This is a genomic window from Staphylococcus pasteuri (assembly GCF_003970495.1).
Classification (GTDB): Bacteria; Bacillota; Bacilli; order Staphylococcales; family Staphylococcaceae; genus Staphylococcus; species Staphylococcus pasteuri.
Genome location: NZ_RXWW01000025.1, coordinates 1 through 19334 on the forward strand (window position 1 = coordinate 1; position 19334 = coordinate 19334).

Annotated in this window: 18 protein-coding genes and 2 other annotated features (1 of these 20 running past the window's edge); of the genes, 1 reads left to right on the top strand and 17 read right to left on the bottom strand. The window is 31.0% G+C overall.

Annotated elements, in window-relative coordinates; translation table 11 throughout:
• Window positions 1-163: 163 nt before the first annotated feature.
• The gene (locus CD121_RS03755) at window positions 164-1429 is read right to left on the bottom strand and encodes a bifunctional folylpolyglutamate synthase/dihydrofolate synthase (RefSeq protein WP_029055687.1); all 1266 of its coding nucleotides are present in this window, start codon (window positions 1427-1429) and stop codon (window positions 164-166) included.
• A gap of 11 nt (window positions 1430-1440) precedes the next feature.
• Entirely contained in the window at window positions 1441-4071 is a 2631-nt protein-coding gene (locus tag CD121_RS03760) for a valine--tRNA ligase (protein WP_017638188.1), read from the bottom strand.
• A gap of 47 nt (window positions 4072-4118) precedes the next feature.
• Window positions 4119-4370 (bottom strand) — a binding site (T-box leader).
• Between the two features lie 57 nt (window positions 4371-4427).
• Between CD121_RS03760 and CD121_RS03765 the strand changes: the two genes are divergently transcribed.
• Entirely contained in the window at window positions 4428-4985 is a 558-nt protein-coding gene (locus CD121_RS03765) for a DNA-3-methyladenine glycosylase I (RefSeq protein ID WP_029055685.1), read from the top strand.
• 67 nt (window positions 4986-5052) lie between these two features.
• On the opposite strand, the gene CD121_RS03770 is transcribed toward CD121_RS03765, so the two are convergent.
• The 15 genes from CD121_RS03770 to infC all read right to left on the bottom strand — a co-directional run bounded on the left by CD121_RS03770 (window position 5053) and on the right by infC (window position 19266).
• Window positions 5053-6117: an AbrB family transcriptional regulator gene (locus CD121_RS03770; protein WP_046466781.1), complete on the bottom strand. Its 1065-nt coding sequence runs from the start codon at window positions 6115-6117 to the stop codon at window positions 5053-5055.
• Between the two features lie 161 nt (window positions 6118-6278).
• A complete protein-coding gene (gene hemL / locus CD121_RS03775) occupies window positions 6279-7565 on the bottom strand; it encodes a glutamate-1-semialdehyde 2,1-aminomutase (protein ID WP_119622891.1) in 1287 nt (428 codons plus the stop codon).
• A gap of 31 nt (window positions 7566-7596) precedes the next feature.
• Complete coding sequence (gene hemB, locus CD121_RS03780) at window positions 7597-8571, bottom strand: porphobilinogen synthase (protein WP_017638192.1); 975 nt, start codon at window positions 8569-8571, stop codon at window positions 7597-7599.
• Window positions 8561-9241 carry a uroporphyrinogen-III synthase gene (locus CD121_RS03785; RefSeq protein WP_126567471.1) on the bottom strand — a complete coding sequence of 227 codons (681 nt, stop codon included), beginning with the start codon at window positions 9239-9241 and terminating at the stop codon, window positions 8561-8563. The genes hemB and CD121_RS03785 overlap by 11 nt, the downstream gene beginning before the upstream one ends.
• 21 nt (window positions 9242-9262) lie before the next feature.
• The gene (gene hemC / locus CD121_RS03790; protein ID WP_126567472.1) at window positions 9263-10189 is read right to left on the bottom strand and encodes a hydroxymethylbilane synthase; all 927 of its coding nucleotides are present in this window, start codon (window positions 10187-10189) and stop codon (window positions 9263-9265) included.
• A gap of 70 nt (window positions 10190-10259) precedes the next feature.
• Window positions 10260-11072: a cytochrome c biogenesis protein gene (gene ccsA, locus CD121_RS03795; RefSeq protein ID WP_026083527.1), complete on the bottom strand. Its 813-nt coding sequence runs from the start codon at window positions 11070-11072 to the stop codon at window positions 10260-10262.
• A gap of 21 nt (window positions 11073-11093) precedes the next feature.
• Window positions 11094-12440: a glutamyl-tRNA reductase gene (gene hemA, locus CD121_RS03800; protein WP_046466784.1), complete on the bottom strand. Its 1347-nt coding sequence runs from the start codon at window positions 12438-12440 to the stop codon at window positions 11094-11096.
• A 190-nt stretch (window positions 12441-12630) separates the two neighbouring features.
• Entirely contained in the window at window positions 12631-13218 is a 588-nt protein-coding gene (gene yihA / locus CD121_RS03805) for a ribosome biogenesis GTP-binding protein YihA/YsxC (RefSeq protein WP_126567473.1), read from the bottom strand.
• A 149-nt stretch (window positions 13219-13367) separates the two neighbouring features.
• A complete protein-coding gene (clpX, locus tag CD121_RS03810; protein WP_017638198.1) occupies window positions 13368-14630 on the bottom strand; it encodes an ATP-dependent Clp protease ATP-binding subunit ClpX in 1263 nt (420 codons plus the stop codon).
• 233 nt (window positions 14631-14863) lie between these two features.
• Window positions 14864-16165: a trigger factor gene (gene tig, locus CD121_RS03815; RefSeq protein ID WP_046466786.1), complete on the bottom strand. Its 1302-nt coding sequence runs from the start codon at window positions 16163-16165 to the stop codon at window positions 14864-14866.
• Window positions 16166-16340: 175 nt separating this feature from the next.
• Window positions 16341-17258, bottom strand: coding sequence for a hypothetical protein (locus CD121_RS03820; protein ID WP_029055678.1), 918 nt, complete (start codon window positions 17256-17258; stop codon window positions 16341-16343).
• A 19-nt stretch (window positions 17259-17277) separates the two neighbouring features.
• Entirely contained in the window at window positions 17278-17886 is a 609-nt protein-coding gene (locus CD121_RS03825) for an NUDIX domain-containing protein (protein WP_017638200.1), read from the bottom strand.
• 210 nt (window positions 17887-18096) lie between these two features.
• Window positions 18097-18453 carry a 50S ribosomal protein L20 gene (gene rplT, locus CD121_RS03830; RefSeq protein WP_017638201.1) on the bottom strand — a complete coding sequence of 119 codons (357 nt, stop codon included), beginning with the start codon at window positions 18451-18453 and terminating at the stop codon, window positions 18097-18099.
• 55 nt (window positions 18454-18508) lie between these two features.
• On the bottom strand, window positions 18509-18709 hold the full coding sequence (rpmI, locus tag CD121_RS03835) for a 50S ribosomal protein L35 (protein WP_002451769.1): 201 nt from the start codon (window positions 18707-18709) through the stop codon (window positions 18509-18511).
• A gap of 29 nt (window positions 18710-18738) precedes the next feature.
• Entirely contained in the window at window positions 18739-19266 is a 528-nt protein-coding gene (gene infC, locus CD121_RS03840) for a translation initiation factor IF-3 (RefSeq protein WP_126567478.1), read from the bottom strand.
• 26 nt (window positions 19267-19292) lie between these two features.
• Window positions 19293-19334 (bottom strand) — a sequence feature (ribosomal protein L20 leader region) (it continues 82 nt past the right edge of the window).

Sequence of the window (19334 nt, forward strand, 5' to 3'; positions counted from 1 at the left end):
ATATCACAACAATAAAATAAGTAAATAATATTTAATTTTTATATAATTAATAACCAATTTCTATAAAATTAATATACAAAAAACTGCCGATACAATTTTTAATTTGTATCGACAGTTTAATAAAGCCTCTTAAAATATAAGGATAATACTGCAACTTACTTATTTATTCAAAATTTAATCTAGCTTTAACTTCACTTATAAAATATAAACTACCAGTAATGACGAGACCATGTCCATTATAATTTTCAATAAACTTCGTATAATCATCAACTAATTCAACATTTTCAATGTTTTTATTCTCGATGATTTCTTCTTTTGCTAAAGCTTTAGGAAAATTAAAATCAGTCACGTAAAATTTAGAAGCAATTTCTTCCAATTTATCTAACATGTCACTAATAGGTTTACCTTTAATTGCTGAAAATAATATATCAATTTGATCTCTGCCATAATAATATTTAATAGTATCAATTAATGCTTCTACACTTTCATTATTATGGGCACCATCAATAATCATTAAAGGTTGATCTTTAACTTGTTCAATTCTGCCTACCCAGTTTACATTTTCGATGCCATCTATCATTTTGTTAAAGTCTAATTCAATAATGCCTGCTTCATTTAATTCAATTAGTGCAGTTATTGCTAATGCAGCATTTTCTTTCTGATGATCACCTAGCATATTTAAAATGATAGTTTCTAATTCATAATCTTTATATCTATAAGTAAATTCATCGTCTTGAGAAACTACAACAATTTCTCTATCCAGTTCAATAGGTGTTGCATTTTGTTCAACTGCATAGTCACGAATATATTTCAAAGCATCTTCGTTTTTCACAGAATATATTATCGGTGTATTAGGTTTAATGATATCACCTTTATCTTTAGCTATATCTAAATAACTATTTCCTAAAATATCAGTATGATCTAAACCTATACTCGTTAAAATAGAAATAATTGGATTAAATACATTCGTTGAATCATTTTTTATACCTAAGCCCGCTTCGATAATAACAAAATCAACAGGGTGTATTTCTCCAAAATATAAAAACATCATCGTTGTAATAATTTCAAATTCTGTTGCATTACCAAGCTCAGTTTCTAGTTCTAAAGTTTCACTTACAGGTTTTACACGAGAGACAAGTTCAACAATCTCGTCATTTGTAATTGGTTGGCCATTTAAACTTATACGCTCATTAAATGTTTCGATATAAGGAGAAGTAAAAGTCCCTACTTCATAATTATTCTCAACCAATGCTGATCTTAAATAAGCCACAGTTGAACCTTTGCCATTCGTACCACCAACATGTATTCCTTTTATATTATCTTGAGGATTATTTAGTTTTTCTAACATCCATTCCATACGTTTCACGCCTGGTTTGATGCCAAACTTCGTTCTTTCATGTATCCAATAAAGGCTTTCAAGGTAATTCATGACACATACTCCTATGATTTTAATTGTTCAATTCTTGCTTTAACACCATCATATTTTTCTTTATAATGCTTTTGCTTTTCTTTTTCTTCATTAATAATTTTTTCGGGTGCTTTATTTACAAAGTTTTCGTTGGCTAATTTCTTATCTACTCGGTCAAGTTCACTTTGCAATTTATCTAATTCTTTTTCTAAACGAGCAATTTCTTTATCCATATCAATTAATCCTTCTAAAGGTAAAATGACTTTGCCTGCTAATACTACAGAAGTCATAGCTTTTTCAGGAATTTCGATATTCACATCTATATTTAATTCACTAGGATGACAGAATCGTTCAATGTAATCAGCATTTTCAGTAAGTGTTGATTTAATATTTTCATCTTTAGCTTGAATCATAATTGGTATCGCTTTAGATAAAGGTGTATTAACTTCAACTCGTGATTGTCTTACTGATTTAATAATCTCAACTAGTTGTTGCATCGTTTGTTTACTATCATCAAACATTAATTCTTGGTTTACTGTAGGCCATGCTGCATTAACAATTGTTTCTCCTTCATGAGGCAAGCTTTGCCAAATTTTTTCAGTAACAAATGGCATAAATGGATGCAACATTCTCATAATACGATCTAATACATAACTTAGTACAGAACGTGTTGTTTGTTTTTGTTCTTCATCTTCACCATTCATTGGTATTTTACTCATTTCAATATACCAATCACAGAACTCATCCCAAATGAAGTTATATAACGCACGACCTACTTCACCGAATTCATATTTATCACTTAAATCAGTCACTGTCGCAATCGTTTCATTTAATCTAGTTAAAATCCATTTATCTGCTAAAGATAAGTTACCAGATAAATCGATATCTTCAACATTAAATTCTTCCCCAATATTCATTAAACTAAATCGTGCTGCATTCCAAATTTTATTAATAAAATTCCACACAGATTCAACTTTTTCTGTTGAATAACGCAAATCTTGACCTGGTGCTGAACCAGTAGCTAGGAAGTATCTTAAACTGTCTGCCCCATATTCATCGATAACATCCATTGGGTCTACACCATTACCAAGAGACTTACTCATTTTGCGTCCATCTTCTGCTCTAACTAAACCATGTAATAGAACATCATTAAAAGGTCTACGATCTGTGAATTCAAGACCTTGGAAAATCATACGAGCTACCCAGAAGAAAATAATATCATAACCAGTTACAAGCGCATTGGTAGGGAAATAACGTTTAAAATCATCAGCATCAGTATCTGGCCAACCTAAAGTTGAAAACGGCCATAGCGCACTTGAGAACCATGTATCTAAAACATCTTCATCTTGAGTCCAGTTCTCAATATCTTCTGGCGCACTTTCACCTACAAAAATTTCACCTGTTTCTTTATGATACCAAGCAGGAATTTGGTGGCCCCACCATAATTGTCTTGAAATAGTCCAATCACGAATTTCTTCCATCCAACGATTAAAAGTATTTTCAAATCTAGGAGGATAAAAATCGATACGATCATCAGTTTTTTGATTATCTAACGCACGTTGTGCTAATGGCTTCATTTTTACAAACCATTGTGTTGATAAATATGGTTCGACTACAGCACCAGATCTTTCAGAATGTCCTACTGAATGTTCGTGCTCTTCAATTTTAATAACTAAATCTTGCTCTTTTAAATCTTCAACTAGTTGTTTACGACATTCGAATCTTTCAAGTCCTTCATATTTTCCAGCTTTATCATTCATATGACCTTTTTCATCCATAACGATGATGTTTTCTAAATCATGACGTTGACCAATTTCGAAGTCATTAGGATCATGTGCAGGTGTTACTTTCATTGCACCAGAACCAAATTCAATATCGACATATTCATCTGCTAAAATAGGTAGTTCTCTTCCCACAATTGGTAATATAACTTTTTTCCCTATAACATCTTTATATCTTTCATCATTAGGGTTAACAACAATCGCTGTATCACCTAACATTGTTTCTGGTCGAGTCGTTGCAATTTCAATATATCCATCGCCGTCTGCATATGGATATTTAAAATGATAAAACGCACCTTGAACATCTTCATGGATAACTTCAATATCAGATAATGCAGTACGCGCTTGAGGATCCCAGTTAATAATACGTTCTCCTCTATAGATAATACCTTTATTATAAAGATCTACGAATACTTTTTTAACAGCTTTACTTAAGCCATCATCTAAAGTAAAACGTTCTCTACTATAATCAAGTCCAAGTCCTAATTTAGACCATTGTTGGCGAATAAATGAAGCATATTCTTCTTTCCAATCCCAAGCTTGTTCTAAAAATTTCTCACGACCGATATCATGACGAGAAATACCTTGTTCATTAAGTTTAGCTTCAACTTTAGCTTGAGTAGCAATTCCGGCATGGTCCATACCTGGTAAATATAACGTGTCATATCCTTGCATACGTTTCATACGTGTAATAATATCTTGTAATGTAGTATCCCAAGCATGACCTAAATGTAATTTACCGGTCACATTAGGTGGTGGAATTACTATTGTGTAAGTTTCTTTATTTGTATCTTCTGATGGTTTAAAGTAACCATTTTTCACCCATTCATCATATCTTCCCGCTTCTACTTCGCGTGGATTATATTTTGGTTTCATTTCCATATTGTTGTTTCCTCCTCAAAAAATAAAAAAGAACACCCTTCCTATTATCATAGGACGGATGTTCCGTGGTACCACCTATATTCAAGAAAGTATTTTAGATTAAGATTTTATCTTATCCTATACTTTCGAGCACTCTATAATTGATTAACGCTCAAACACGCTTTTGCCTACTATCGATACAATTATTCAGCAAAAGAACTTAGTGGGCTACCTTCAGTAACAATTATCTATGTATTTTCACCAACCATACACTCTCTAATAAATAATTAAAACCTACTCTTCCCAAACATTATATTCATTTACTTAATTATAGTATAATGGAAATTCACATAAGTCAATCTATTAGGAGGAATTTTATGAACCCTTGTGCCTTTGGTACTAAAGATCCTATTTATATTGAATATCATGATCAAGTATGGGGACAACCCATGTATGATAGCAAAGATTTATTTAAATTATTAGCCTTAGAATCTCAACATGCTGGACTGTCCTGGCTTACTATATTAAAAAAGAAAGCATCGTATGAGGAAGCTTTTTATCAATTTGAACCTGAAAAAGTTGCATCAATGACTGAAGATGATGTCGATAGATTAATGGATTTTCCTAATATTATTCATAACCGTAAAAAAATAGAAGCTATTATTGGCCAAGCTAAAGGTTATTTAAAAATTGAACAAGATTATGGTAGCTTTAGTGACTATTTATGGTCATATGTTGATGGTAAACCTATAGATTTGGGATATGAAGTACCTGAAGATCGAATTACCGTTGATGAACGTGCAACTCAACTTTCTAAAGATTTAAAGAAATACGGATTCAAATTTCTAGGTCCAGTCACAGTATTTTCATTTTTAGAAGCTGCAGGTCTATATGATGCACATTTAAAAGACTGTCCTCAAAAACCTAAGCATTAATTAGATATAATATATAAGCGCATATAATTGGTATACAATCACACCATTTATATGCGCTTATTATAATTTATTGCTGTCTAGCTCTATATTTTAGGAAATAATTGATTAAAGGCGCTATTAAAAATAATATAAAAAAGATTCTAAATATATGATAACTTGAAATCATAGCTACATCTGCACCAGTTTCGATAGCAACCAATACTATCTGACTCATACCTCCTGGAGCAGCCCCTAGGAATAATTCATTAATAGAATCATGCGTGAATAGATGTAATACACATACCATTATAAATGCAGCTATAATGAGCATTATATTTTGAAATGCAATAGCAACCGCAATTCTTCCTTTTAAATCTGAAAGTAGTCTTGCAATTTGTAATCCTATTCTAATCATATAGATTACTTGTGCAGAAGCGAGTAACCAGTTGTCTAATGCAAAAGTAATATCAGTAGATATATTCCATATAATTAATACAACAATTGGTGCTAATAACTGTTTTGTAGGAAAATTAATTTTTGTCATTAGCCAATATACTAAAATAATGGAGACAATTAATATACAAACTTGCCAAAAATTTAGTACATGAGTTAGCGGTTGTGCTTTAACTATATGTCCTTCACTACTTTGATCGTTTTTAAAGAAATATGAAATTAATGGGACTAAGATGACTACAAATATAATACGTGATGTTTGTGTTAAACTCACTACCAGTATGTTCGCTTTTTTATCTTCTTCAGCCATGACTAACATTTGGCTCAATGCTCCTGGAATCACACTCAATATAGCCGTTTCAGTATTAACTTTAGCTATTTTTTTAAAGAAATAAGCAATTAATAATGCTAAAACTAATAATAATACTGACACTAATACAATTGAAAACCAGCTTGCTTGAATATCTTTTATTACAGTTCTAGTAAAAGTAGAACCAATTTGTACACCTAAACAAATCAATCCGATTTGGCTTAACCAAAATGGCCATTTTATATCTAATTTAAATACTTTAATACATAAAATGGCGGCTATGATAGGACCGAACATAAATGGCAATAAGATATGTGATACTTTTAGAAGCAAACTTATCAACACAGATAATACCAATATTATCAGGTTATTTATATATATTGTTTTCATTCACACACTACCTTTATTAAAGTATCAGGATTTATTATAATTACGCTATTTTATTATACCAATACTAGCTATATATTAAACGAGCCATACTCATTTGCTTAGCAAAAAGTATGGCTCTTTTAATATAATTCAAAACATCAATTTCTATTTTAAATAATTAGTTATTTTACAATTCGACTTAATGAATTATCAAAGGCTTGAATTGTTTTTTCAATATCTTCTTTAGTGTGTGCAGTTGATAAAAATGTACCTTCAAATTGAGATGGTGGTAAGAATACGCCTTCTTTTGCCATTTCTCTATACATCTCACTAAATAATTTTAAATCACTTTTATTTGCTTGTTCAAAGTTTGTAACTGGACCTTCATTTAGGAAGTATCCAATCATTGAACCAGCACGGTTAACAGTAATTGGAACATTATGTTTTGCAAACACTTCTTTTAATCCTTTTTCAAGCAAGTCACCTAATTCATTGAAATAATCATATGATTCTGGTGTTAATTGACTTAAAGTTTCGTAGCCACTTGTCATTGCTAAAGGATTACCTGATAAAGTACCCGCTTGATAAATATTTCCTACAGGAGCTATTTGGTCCATAATTTCTTTTTTACCACCAAATGCGCCTACTGGAAGTCCACCACCAATAACTTTACCTAAACATGTTAAATCAGGTGTTACATCAAAGTAACCTTGAGCACAATTATAGCCAACTCTAAAACCAGTCATAACTTCATCAAATATCAACAGAGAGCCATATTCATTTGTTATGTCTCTTAGACCTTGTAAAAATCCTTCAACTGGAGGAACAACACCCATATTACCTGCTACTGGTTCAACGATGATACCCGCAATGTCATCACCATATTTTTCAAAAGCAAGACGTAAAGATTCAAGATCATTATAAGGAACTGTGATAGTATTTTTAGCGATACCTTCTGGAACACCAGGTGAATCTGGTAAACCTAATGTAGCAACGCCTGACCCTGCTTTAATTAATAATGAATCACTATGACCATGATAGCACCCTTCAAATTTAACTATTTTATTACGTCCTGTATAACCACGTGCTAATCTTAACGTATCTAATGTCGCTTCAGTTCCTGATGATACCATTCTAACTTTTTCAATTGATGGAACTCGATCAATTACTAATTGCGCTAATTTATTTTCTTGTAATGTTGAAGCACCGAAGCTTGTACCATTATCTACAGCTTTGTGAAGATTTTCAATAACTTGTTTATTTTTATGACCTAAAATAAGTGGTCCCCAACTAAGTACATAGTCAATATATTCATTACCATCTATATCGTATATTTTTGAACCTTCTGCATGATCCATAAAAATAGCTGGTGTATCTACTGATTTAAAAGCACGAACCGGGCTATTAACACCACCTGGCATTAAGTCTTCAGCAACTTCCATTGCTTTAATTGATTTTTCATATCCCATTGTATTTGCCTCCTCTTTATTAATCATTTGGTTATTTATCTAAATACTGGCAAATATCTTTAGCAAAGTAAGTAATAATCATATCTGCACCAGCACGTTTCATTGAAACCATTTGTTCCATAACTACTTTTTCTTCATCAATCCAACCATTTAAAGCAGCTGCTTTAGTCATACTATATTCCCCACTTACATTATATGCAACAACAGGAATATTAGTATTATTTCTAACATCGCGAACAATATCTAAGTAACTTAAAGCTGGTTTAACAATCATCATGTCACAACCTTCTTTTAAATCACTTTCTAATTCTCTAAGCGCTTCTAAACGATTGGCAGGATCCATTTGATATGTCTTACGATCTCCAAATGAAGGAGCAGAATCAGCTGCATCTCTAAACGGTCCGAAGAAACTTGATGCATATTTAATACCATAACTCATAATTGGTACATTTTGATATCCTGCATCATCTAATCCTTGTCTAATTTCTGTTACAAAGCCGTCCATCATATTACTTGGAGCTATGATGTCTGCACCTGCTTCTACTTGAGAAATAGCTGTTTTAACTAATAAAGGTAATGATTTATCATTATCAACATCATGAGTATGATCATCAATGACACCACAATGACCATGGTCTGTATATTCACATAAACATGTGTCTGCAACGATTAATAAATCACTGTACATTTTTTTAGCTATTCTAGTTGCTTCTTGAATGACACCATTATGATCATATGCGCCTGAACCAACATCATCTTTTTCATTAGGTACACCAAAGAACATGATTGCTCTAATACCTAAATCATAAGCTTCTTTTATTTCTTCATGTAATAAATTCAAGCTAATTTGATATATACCAGGTAGTGATTTAATTTCACTTTTCACATCATCTTTTTCAACTACAAATATAGGATAAATTAAATCTTCTTTTCTAACATGTGTTTCTCGCACCATATCTCTCATTGTTCGAGAAGAACGTAATCTTCTATGTCTATCAAATTTCATTTTTGTCCCTACTTTCTAATATTTTATCTATTATCGACGCTAATGTTTGTTTATTTGCAACTTTTACTGCCTGATTATATGAATGAAGTGTTTCAGCGGTTTGCTTACCAATTGCAAAGTAATGATCAAACTTAGGTATCGGGTCTTCATTAAAATAATAACGCACTGAAGACGAACTTGAAAATGTTAAAGCATCAATTTTTTGATTATTGATTAGTGTTTTCACTTCATTTATATGTTGATAATTAGCTATAGGTTCATACAAGTCAATTTTAACTACATCATTTGTTTTTGATAACTCATCATATAAATACGGTCTAGCTTGTTTACTAGAAGGTAAAAGTATCTTTTGATTATATTCTGAAAATTGATTTATAAATCCTTCTTGTGAATAATCTTTGGGAATAAAATCTACTGATATATCTAATGATTGACAATATTCAGCAGTTTTTTTACCTATTGCAGCTACCTTTTGATAATTTACCAAATTCATATATTTTAAAAAATATTTGACTGCATTTTTAGACGAAAAAATAAGCCAGTCATAGTTATTTTTTAACAAGTTTTCATCAAAATAAAGTGATTGTATGTCTATAAATGGTTTATGAATAATCTCAACCAAATCACTTTGAAATTTACTTGTTTGTGTCATAACTACAACTGGTCTCATTTTTAAGTGTCACCTCGAAGATTATTGTTCTTCATTTAATTTTCTAATAATTTCATAAGCACCTTGTTCTTTTAAAACACGGCTAACTTCTTTACCAAGTTCTATTGGAGAAGTACCTATAGCAGTATGTTCATATCGTTCAGTACCATCAGGTGTCATGATTAATCCTGTAAATTCTATTTCTTTACTGCCATTAACCGTAGCATAACCACCGATAGGAACTTGACAACTACCATCCATCTCAGCTAAAAATGTTCTTTCAGCAGTCACGCATTTTTCTACATCTTCGTTATGAACTTCTTTTAAAAGTTCTAACAATTCAGCATCATCGCTTCTACATTCAATACCTAATGCACCTTGACCAATGGCTGGAAGTAAAATATCTTTATCTAAATAAGTTGTCACTATATCATCTGACCAACCCATACGCTTTAGCCCAGCAGCAGCAAGTATAATTGCATCATAATCTTCAGTTTCTAATTTTTTTAGACGTGTATCAATATTACCTCTAATCCATTTAATTTCTAAATGTGGATATTTAGCTAAAATTTGAGCGCCTCTTCTTAACGAACTTGTTCCAACAATGCTTCCTTCTTGCAACTCTCTTAGAGGAGTATGATTTTTAGAAATATATGCATCAAATGGAATTTCTCTATCAGGAATACATCCTAATGTCAGTCCTTCTGGAATAATACTTGGGACGTCTTTTAAAGAATGTATAGCCATATCTATTTCTTTATTGAATAATTCGTTTTGGATTTCTTTAACAAATAAACCTTTGCCACCAACTTTAGATAACTGTTTATCAACAATACGGTCACCTTTAGTTACTATTTCTTTAATTTCTATATCTAAGTCAGGTCGTACTTGTTTCAATTTATCTATAAATTGTTGACTTTGTGTTAAGGCTAGTTTACTTCTTCGAGATCCAACCACTAACTTACGCATTTTGCTGCCTCCTAAACAATCACTCAATCTTATTATATATTTCAATGCTATTAATTTTAACTACTATTAATTATGAGAAATGAGTAGTAAAAAACAAATTAATCATGCATAAACAGAATAAAATAATATTAAAGTATATAAGATATCTTTGAATGAAAACTTTTCTCACTCTAAATATTAAATAAATACCATACAATATTGTAATGATAGTTGAAAAGATAACTTTAGGATCAATAAAGATTCGTTCTCCTACAGAGAAAACACCCCATTGAGCGCCTAAAATAATACTAATTATGAGTATAATCCAACCTGCTAAAGTTGTAAAAAATACAATAGATTCAAGTGTGGCTACACTTCCGATTCTAAAGTATTTTTGATCAAAATTCTTTTCTTTTAAATTACGATATTGAATGATATAAAGTAAACAATTTACAAATGCTAGTGCAAAAAAGGCATAACTCAATATAGCTAAACCTATATGAACAAGTAATAATTCATTGATTACTGCAATTTGCTGAACTTGGCTATGATATCTGTTAGGTTCAAACGTAATCATTGCCATAAGGATAAAACCAATTAAATTTAAAAAGAAAACAGAAAAATTTAATGTTTTTATTAAATTCAAAATCAGTGATATTGAAATAATAATCCACGTCAACGAGAAAAATACGTCGAATAAAGAACCTAATGGCACATGTTTTGTTTGTATAATAAAAACAGATAAAGAGATTGTTTGTAAAACCCAAACAATCCCTAATGTATACATGCCAAATACTCTAATCTTATGACTTTTACGTACAAAATCTAGAAAATAGCAAACAATGCTTATCAAATATATAATTAATATTATTTCATGAAATCTAATAAACAGGTTTTCTTGCATATCATCACCATATTAATATGCTTATTCAAAACTAAAAATTCGACGAGCCGAAATTTCTTTAGCCTTACTTTCTTTGTGCTGTCTTGCTTGTTCATAAGGATTTTCAGCTTCTATGTCAAAAATGCTTTGAAAGAGCTCTAATTTTTCGTTACTTTTCTTATCACTACTTAATTCTTTAGCCTGCTTAATAGGATCTTTTAACATTTGGTTAATAATACTTTTCGTATGTTTAGAAATGATTTTTCTTTCTCTTTCTGATAAATCAGGTAACTTTCTATCAATACTTTCCATAGTCTCAGATTGAATATTCATTGCTTTTTCACGTAATGCTCTAATAACTGGTACCACACCTAACATATTTACCCAGTCATTATGAGTTTCAATTTCACTAGGTATTTGCTCAACAATAGTTTGTGCAGCTAACTGACGTTCTCTTAAGTTCGCATCTACGAGTCCTTTTAAATCATCTACGTCGTAGTTGAAAATATTGTTAATGGCATCAATACCTGGTTCTATGTCTCGTGGAACTGCAATATCAACGAGTAATAAAGAATCTAATTTACGATGATTAGCAATAGATTCAATCATATCGTTGGTAATGATATATGATTCTGAGCTTGTAGAACTGATGACAATATCAGCATGTTGTAATAAAGTTGGTAATTCATCTAAAGATTGATAGTTGACTTGATGTTTTTCAGCTAAAATTTTAGCTTTACTCAAAGTTCTATTAACAATAGTTATATCTGTAATTCCTGATCCTAAAAGATTTAAGAGTGATAATTCACTCATTTCCCCTGCACCAATAATGACAGCTTGTTTGTGTTTTAGTTTTCCGAATACCTTTTTAGCTAATTCAACAGCTGCATATGAAACACTAACAGCATTATCTGCAATATCAGTTTCACTATGCGCTTTTTTAGCAAAAGTAATAGCCTGTTTAAATAAATGATTAAAAATTGTTCCTGTTGTACCTGTTTCTTGAGCTAAGAAAAATGCATCTCGCATTTGACCAAGAATTTGTGTTTCACCAAGTACAATAGAATCTAATCCAGAAGTAACTCGCAATAGATGTTCTACTGCTTCGTCCCCCACTTTAACTTCTGACATATCTTTAATATCATCTACTTCAAATCCAAATTTACGTGCTAAAAATCTTTGGACGTAATAACGACCTGTATGGATTTGATCAACAACGGCGTATACTTCAGTACGATTACATGTAGATAAAATAACATCTTCTAAGATGGACTTAGTTTCATATAAATCTTCATGGGCTAATCGTAAGGCATCATCTCTAAAAGCAACCTGCTCTCTTAGTGCTACATCAGCAGTTCGATGATTAATGCTTATTGCTATAAAATGCATTTATAACGCCCTCCATATACTTACAATAACACAAGTATAACACATTTGAATCTTTTATTAAGTCGATTGCTCAAATAAATTAGAAAGATTCTAATCTACATTCAATTTTTTGTCAAAATTGTTACTAATTTCTTTATACCTCATAAAAATATTGTATATATTGAAATGTTTCTGTGAATATTTAAAGTAATTATAAATAAGACTCGATAAGATCCCAAATTTGTTGTTGTTTATTATTTTTGACAGAAGAATAACTTACAATCGTATCGCCATCTTCTAAATCTAATTTATGTTTAATATTAGTTAAATGTTTTTGTACTTTCCCTTTAGGAATTTTATCTTCTTTAGTACATATAATTAGCGTCGGTATATCAAAGTGTTTTAAATAATTATACATGAGCACGTCATCTTCAGTTGGATTATGTCTCAAATCAACAAGTTGGATAACGAGTTGTAATTTTTGACGTGTTGTTAAATATTCTTCAATCATTTTACCGAATTTTTCACGTTGTACTTTACTTACTTTCGCATATCCGTATCCGGGCACATCTACAAACACAAGCTGGTCATCGATATTAAAGAAATTTAATGTTTGAGTTTTACCAGGTTGTTGTGAAGTTCTTGCCATGTTTTTACGACCTATCATACTATTAATAAATGATGATTTCCCCACATTTGAACGTCCGCTTAATGCGACTTCTGGTACTTCTGTTTCTGGATACTGTTCTTCTTTGACAGCACTTATAATTAAATCTATATTATTAGGATTGAGTTTCATTGGTGATCCTCTCTTTACTTATTTCTCACATTAACACTTTACCATTACTCCTATATTAATGTCATCCTACATTTTCAAATAGAAGTAAATCACTCATTTTCTAAACAAAAAAATAGAGCCACAAACATGTGACTCTATTTAAACGTTATTTATGCTGATGTTTTACTATCATTAATTAGATTACCTTCTGAATCATATAATTCAGGTTCAACTTCATCATTGATTGTTTTTTCGGTAATGACGACTTTAGTAACATCTTCTGATGATGGTACATCGTACATAATATCAATTAGTGCTTCTTCAATTATTGAACGAAGACCACGTGCACCTGTTTTACGTGCAATAGCTTTTTCACTAATAGCAGATAAAGATTCATCGCTAAATACTAATTCAACGTTATCTAATTCAAGCATTTTAGTATATTGTTTTACTAATGCATTTTTAGGTTGAGTTAATATATTTTTAAGTGCATCTACATCTAGTGTTTCTAAGTTAGCTACAATTGGAACACGACCGATAAATTCTGGAATTAAACCATAAGACTGTAAATCTTCTGGTCTAATTTGTTCTAATAATGCTTCTTCATCATATTTGTCTGCTTCATTACTAGCAAATCCAATTACTTTTTCACCTAAACGACGTTTAATTACTTCATCGATACCATCAAAAGCACCACCAAGGATGAATAAGATATTTGTAGTATCGATTTGAATCAATTCTTGGTTCGGATGCTTACGTCCACCTTGAGGAGGTACACTAGCAGTCGTACCTTCTAAGATTTTTAATAGTGCTTGTTGAACACCTTCACCGGAAACATCTCGAGTAATTGATGTGTTTTCAGATTTTCTTGCAATTTTGTCAATTTCATCAACGTATATAATACCTTTTTCAGCTTTGTCTATATCAAAGTCTGCTGCTTGAATTAAGCGTAATAAGATATTTTCAACGTCGTCACCAACATAGCCAGCTTCAGTTAAACTAGTAGCATCTGCAATTGCAAATGGAACATTTAATGTTTTAGCTAATGTTTGTGCTAATAATGTTTTACCACTACCTGTTGGTCCGATTAATGCGATATTACTTTTTTGTAATTCAACATCATCTTCATTAGGGCCTAGTTGTTGAATACGTTTATAGTGATTATATACAGCTACAGATAAAGCTTTTTTAGCCTTTTCTTGACCGATTACATATTCATTTAAATGGTCCATAATCTCTTTAGGAGTTGGTAATTCTGTTAATTCTTCTGAAGAATTTTGTGCTAATTCTTCTTCAACGATTTCTGAGCATAGTTCAATACACTCATTACAAATATACACGCCACTTCCTGCAACTAATTTCTTAACTTGATCTTGATCTTTACCGCAGAAAGAGCATTTTAAATTTTCTTCATCTTCATTGAATTTGAACATTCTTTTCTACACCCCTATTCCATAAAGACTATACTAGATAGCATTCTATAATGCAACATAATAACATTCAATTTATTTGCTTAAAAAATAGGAAAGAGTGGGACTGAATTCAAACTGTTATAGATTGAACTCATGGCCCCACCCCACAAGATAGATTATCTTATTAAACCTTCCAATTATTAATATAAGAATAATAATATTAAATGTTTGTTGCTGTAGAGGATATCTATAAATTAGTCTTCTTTACTACCTTCAACTAATTTTGCATTATCTTTTAATAAGTCAATTACTTTTTGGATACGAACATCGTTTTTCACGATATCAGTATTACCTAATGTGTTTTTAATATCTTCTACAGAGATATTAAATTGTTCGCTCATTTTTTCTAATTCTTTATCGATATCTTCGTCAGTAACTTCGATATTTTCAGCATCAGCAATTGCAGTTAATGTTAAGTTTGTTTTAACACGTTGTTCTGCATCGTCTTTCATTTGTTCTCTTAATTGAGATTCATCTTGACCTGAAATTTGGAAGTAAGTTTGTAAGTCTAGACCTTGTTGTTGAATTCTTTGGCCAAATTCTTGAACCATACGATCTAATTCTGTATCGATCATTGCTTGAGGAATGTCGATAGTAGCATTTTCAGTTGCTTTGTTAATAGCTTCTTCTTTTTCAGTGTTTTCAGCTTCTGTTGCTTTTTGTTCAGCTAAACGTTTACGTAAATTTTCTTTGTATTCATCAACTGAATTTGCTTCAGAATCTAATTCATTAGCTACTTCATCGTCTAATTCAGGTACTTCTTTATATTTAATTTCATTTACTTTTGTTTTGAACGTAGCTTCTTTGCCAGCTAATTCTTCAGCATGGTATTCTTCTGGGAAAGTGACTACTACATCTTTTTCTTCTCCAGTTTTCATACCTTCTAATTGCTCTTCGAAACCTGGGATAAATGAACCTGAACCAACTTCTAGGTCGTAACCTTCAGCTTGTCCACCTTCAAATTCTTCACCATCAACTGATCCGCTGAAATCAATATTAACAGTGTCGCCATTTTCAACAGCGCCATCTTCTTTAACAACCATTTCAGCCATATGACTTAAACTATGGTTAATTGATTCTTCTAATTCTTCATCAGTTAATTCAGTTTCTTGTTTTTCAATTTCTAAACCTTTGTAGTCACCTAATTTAACTTCTGGTTCAACAGTTACAGTAGCTTCAAAAATGAAATCTTTACCTTTTTCAATTTGAGTTACATTAACTTCAGGTTGAGCAACAGGTTTAATATCTGTTTCATCAATTGCTTCACCATAAGCTTCAGGTAATAAGATGTCTACTGCGTCTTGATATAACGCTTCAACGCCAAAACGTTGTTCGAAAATTGGACGAGGCACTTTACCTTTACGGAATCCAGGTACATTAATTTGTTTAACTACTTTTTTAAATGCTTGATCTAATGCTTTATCTACTTTTTCTGCTGGAACAGTAACTGTTAATAATCCTTCGTTACCTTCCTTTTTTTCCCAAGTTGCTGTCATGTATAAATACCTCCATGAATAACTATTTTATTTTTTCAACTTCCCTATTATAGCATAGGTCAATTACGTACACAAACATTGAAATTGCAACGTTTGTGAAATTATTTACTACTTATTTCAATTAAATTTCACGTTAAATGATTTATTTCTCTTTTGCAAGAAATTAAATTCGAATTCAACTTTCTAATTGTTTTATAAAAGTTAATGCCTCTTCTTTCACCACATTCTTTTCTATACCAATCATTCCTTTAAAATAAACATCATATGCGTTTGTCCATTCATCAATGGTAAATATTTCTTCTATATTAAGAGGATATAATAATATAGAATGATTGTTCATAATGTGGTTCGCCTCGTCTACAATATGTAAAGCACCGTCTTCTAATTGATTAATCACTTCAGGTATAATTCGAGTTTTCATAGTTGTATGTTCAAGACCTTTTAAATCTTTTGGTTTAATTTCTGATGTATAACCGTATTTATCAATTCTTATAGGCTCCTCTGATTGAGCGAATCTTAAATACTCTATCATTAAACTTATAATATTATTTTCAAAGGAATAATTGTTTAATAAATAATTTATCGATTCTTTAAAGTCAAAATGTCCATTATCTATTAATTGAAGTAAGATATGAGTTTGTTCTCTGGTACTTAAGTGATTAAATTCAGTTAAAGATTGTGAAAGTTGTTGTTTATTAGATTGTAACTGAGCTTGTGCATATTCTTTTAAAGGAAATAACTCCATTCTTGTCTTATGATCACGCACTTCATCTATAATTTGATTTATGACTTCAACAGCTTCATAGTATTGTTCTAATCCATTTAAACTTTTAACGTAATAAATCATTAAATCATCATATCTGTTTAAACCTTTTTTTAATAAGATGATTGCTTCTTCTCTCAATTCTAAAAATGCATTCATTTGATATAACATGTTGCATTTTGTCATAGCCAAATTTTCATCTAAATCGAATTGACTTTCATATTGTTCAAATAGATTATACATTTCATCAAAATTTTGCGTTAACTCAGCTTGTTTGATTTCTTTTTTTAATTTTCCCTCTGATAATGGAAACGGAATGATATCTGACATTCATTTTGCACCTCAATTATTATAAATCTTGAAGAATTAATGCACTCCATGTCTCAAAGTCATCATAAGATTCAATTTTTCCTTTTTCAATCCATTTAATTCTTAAAGTGTCTGTTTCTTTAGCTTCTACATCGTTAGAATTCACAGTGATTTTAAAAACAACACCCATGTGAACTTTACCAACGTCGTTATTATCGTCATTTATGAATCCAATATATTCCATATTTTGAGAATCTTCTGTAGATAGACCTACTTCTTCTTCTAATTCTCTTTGAGCGTTGACTCGTAATACTTCATTGATTGAATCTGCTCCGACAACATCATTCATGTGTCCACCTACACCTATAGATGATTGTCCATGTAAACGTTCTTCTCCTCCACCAGATAGGCGTTCATAAACGAGAATTTCGCCATTTTGGTTTTCTAAGAGACAATATGAGATAAGTTGTTTATAGTCTGGGTTCTCTTCCATATCTCCTCTACGTTTAACTTCATAATGACTTAATGAATTAAAAATATTATCGCCTTTTACATCACTTTTCGATAGAAAGCCATTAAACGCATTTGTTTCATTATCAAAAAGAGTTGTTCTTGGTACTACAATAATTTGCTCATCAAATTTAGACATACTTTTCTCCTTTATACTTACTTTTATGAATTCATTCTATCAAACTTATTTTCAAATCGCGATTTATAACTTTTCATTGTTTTATAAAATTATAGTTAAATATAATATTGGTCGAAGAAATATAAATAAAAGCTGGGACATCATAAAATGTCTCAGCTTTTATAATTTGATAAAGATTAGAAAGGTTTTCCTATCTTATCAAAGATTAATTTATTTTAAAGCGTCTTTAGCTTTTGATACTAATTCACCGAAAGCTTTGTCGTCTGAAATAGCAATTTCAGATAACATTTTACGGTTAATATCGATGTCAGCTTTTTTCAAGCCGTTCATTAATTTTGAATAGCTCATGTCATGTTTACGAGCTGCTGCATTGATACGTGTAATCCATAATTTACGGAAATCACGTTTACGTTGACGACGGTCACGGAATGCATATTGACCTGATTTCATGACTTGTTGTTTAGCTACTTTATATAATGTATGTTTTGAACCGAAGTAACCTTTAGCTAATTTAATCGTTTTTTTACGACGTGCTCTTGTTACTGTTCCACCTTTTACTCGTGGCATATTAAATTCCTCCTTAGATTCTATCTACGTTATTAATCGATAATCGTTAATTTCATTATTTTTTATAAGATAATAATTGTTTTACGCGTTTCATATCACTTTTAGAAACTAATCTACTTTTACGTAATTGACGTTTCTGTTTAGTGTTTTTGTTTGCGAATAAGTGAGATGTGAAAGCTCTTGAACGTTTTAATTGACCTGAACCAGTTCTTTTAACACGTTTTGCTGCTCCACGGTGAGTTTTCATTTTAGGCATGATTCATTTCCTCCTAGAAATTAATTTAATTATTTTTCATTAATTGGTGCTAACATAAGGAACATTTGACGGCCTTCCATTTTAGGCTTCTGTTCTACAGTAGCAAGGTCTTTACATTCTTCAGCAAATTTTTCTAATTGGCGTTGACCAATTTCTTTATGCGTAATTGCACGACCTCTGAAACGAATTGAAACTTTACATTTATCGCCTTTAGAAAGGAATTTACGTCCATTTTTCAATTTTGTTTGGAAATCGTGTTCCTCAATTGTTGGACTTAAACGAATTTCTTTAACGTTAATTGTTTTTTGTTTCTTCTTCATTTCTTTTTCTTTTTTCTGTTGTTCGAATTTGAATTTACCGTAATCCATAATTCTAGCAACAGGTGGTTTAGCATTTGGTGCTACGATTACTAAATCTAAATCAACACGTTCAGCCATTTCTAAACCTTCTTGTTTTGATTTGACACCAATTTGTTCACCATCTTGACCTACTAAACGAAGTTCTTTCGCGCGAATTTTCTCATTAATTTGAGTTTGATCTTTTGCTATGGTTGACACCTCCCAGTATTTTACGAAATTGTCCCAAGCAAAAAGAAGAGCGAGTATCACTACCCGCTCTTCTTCAC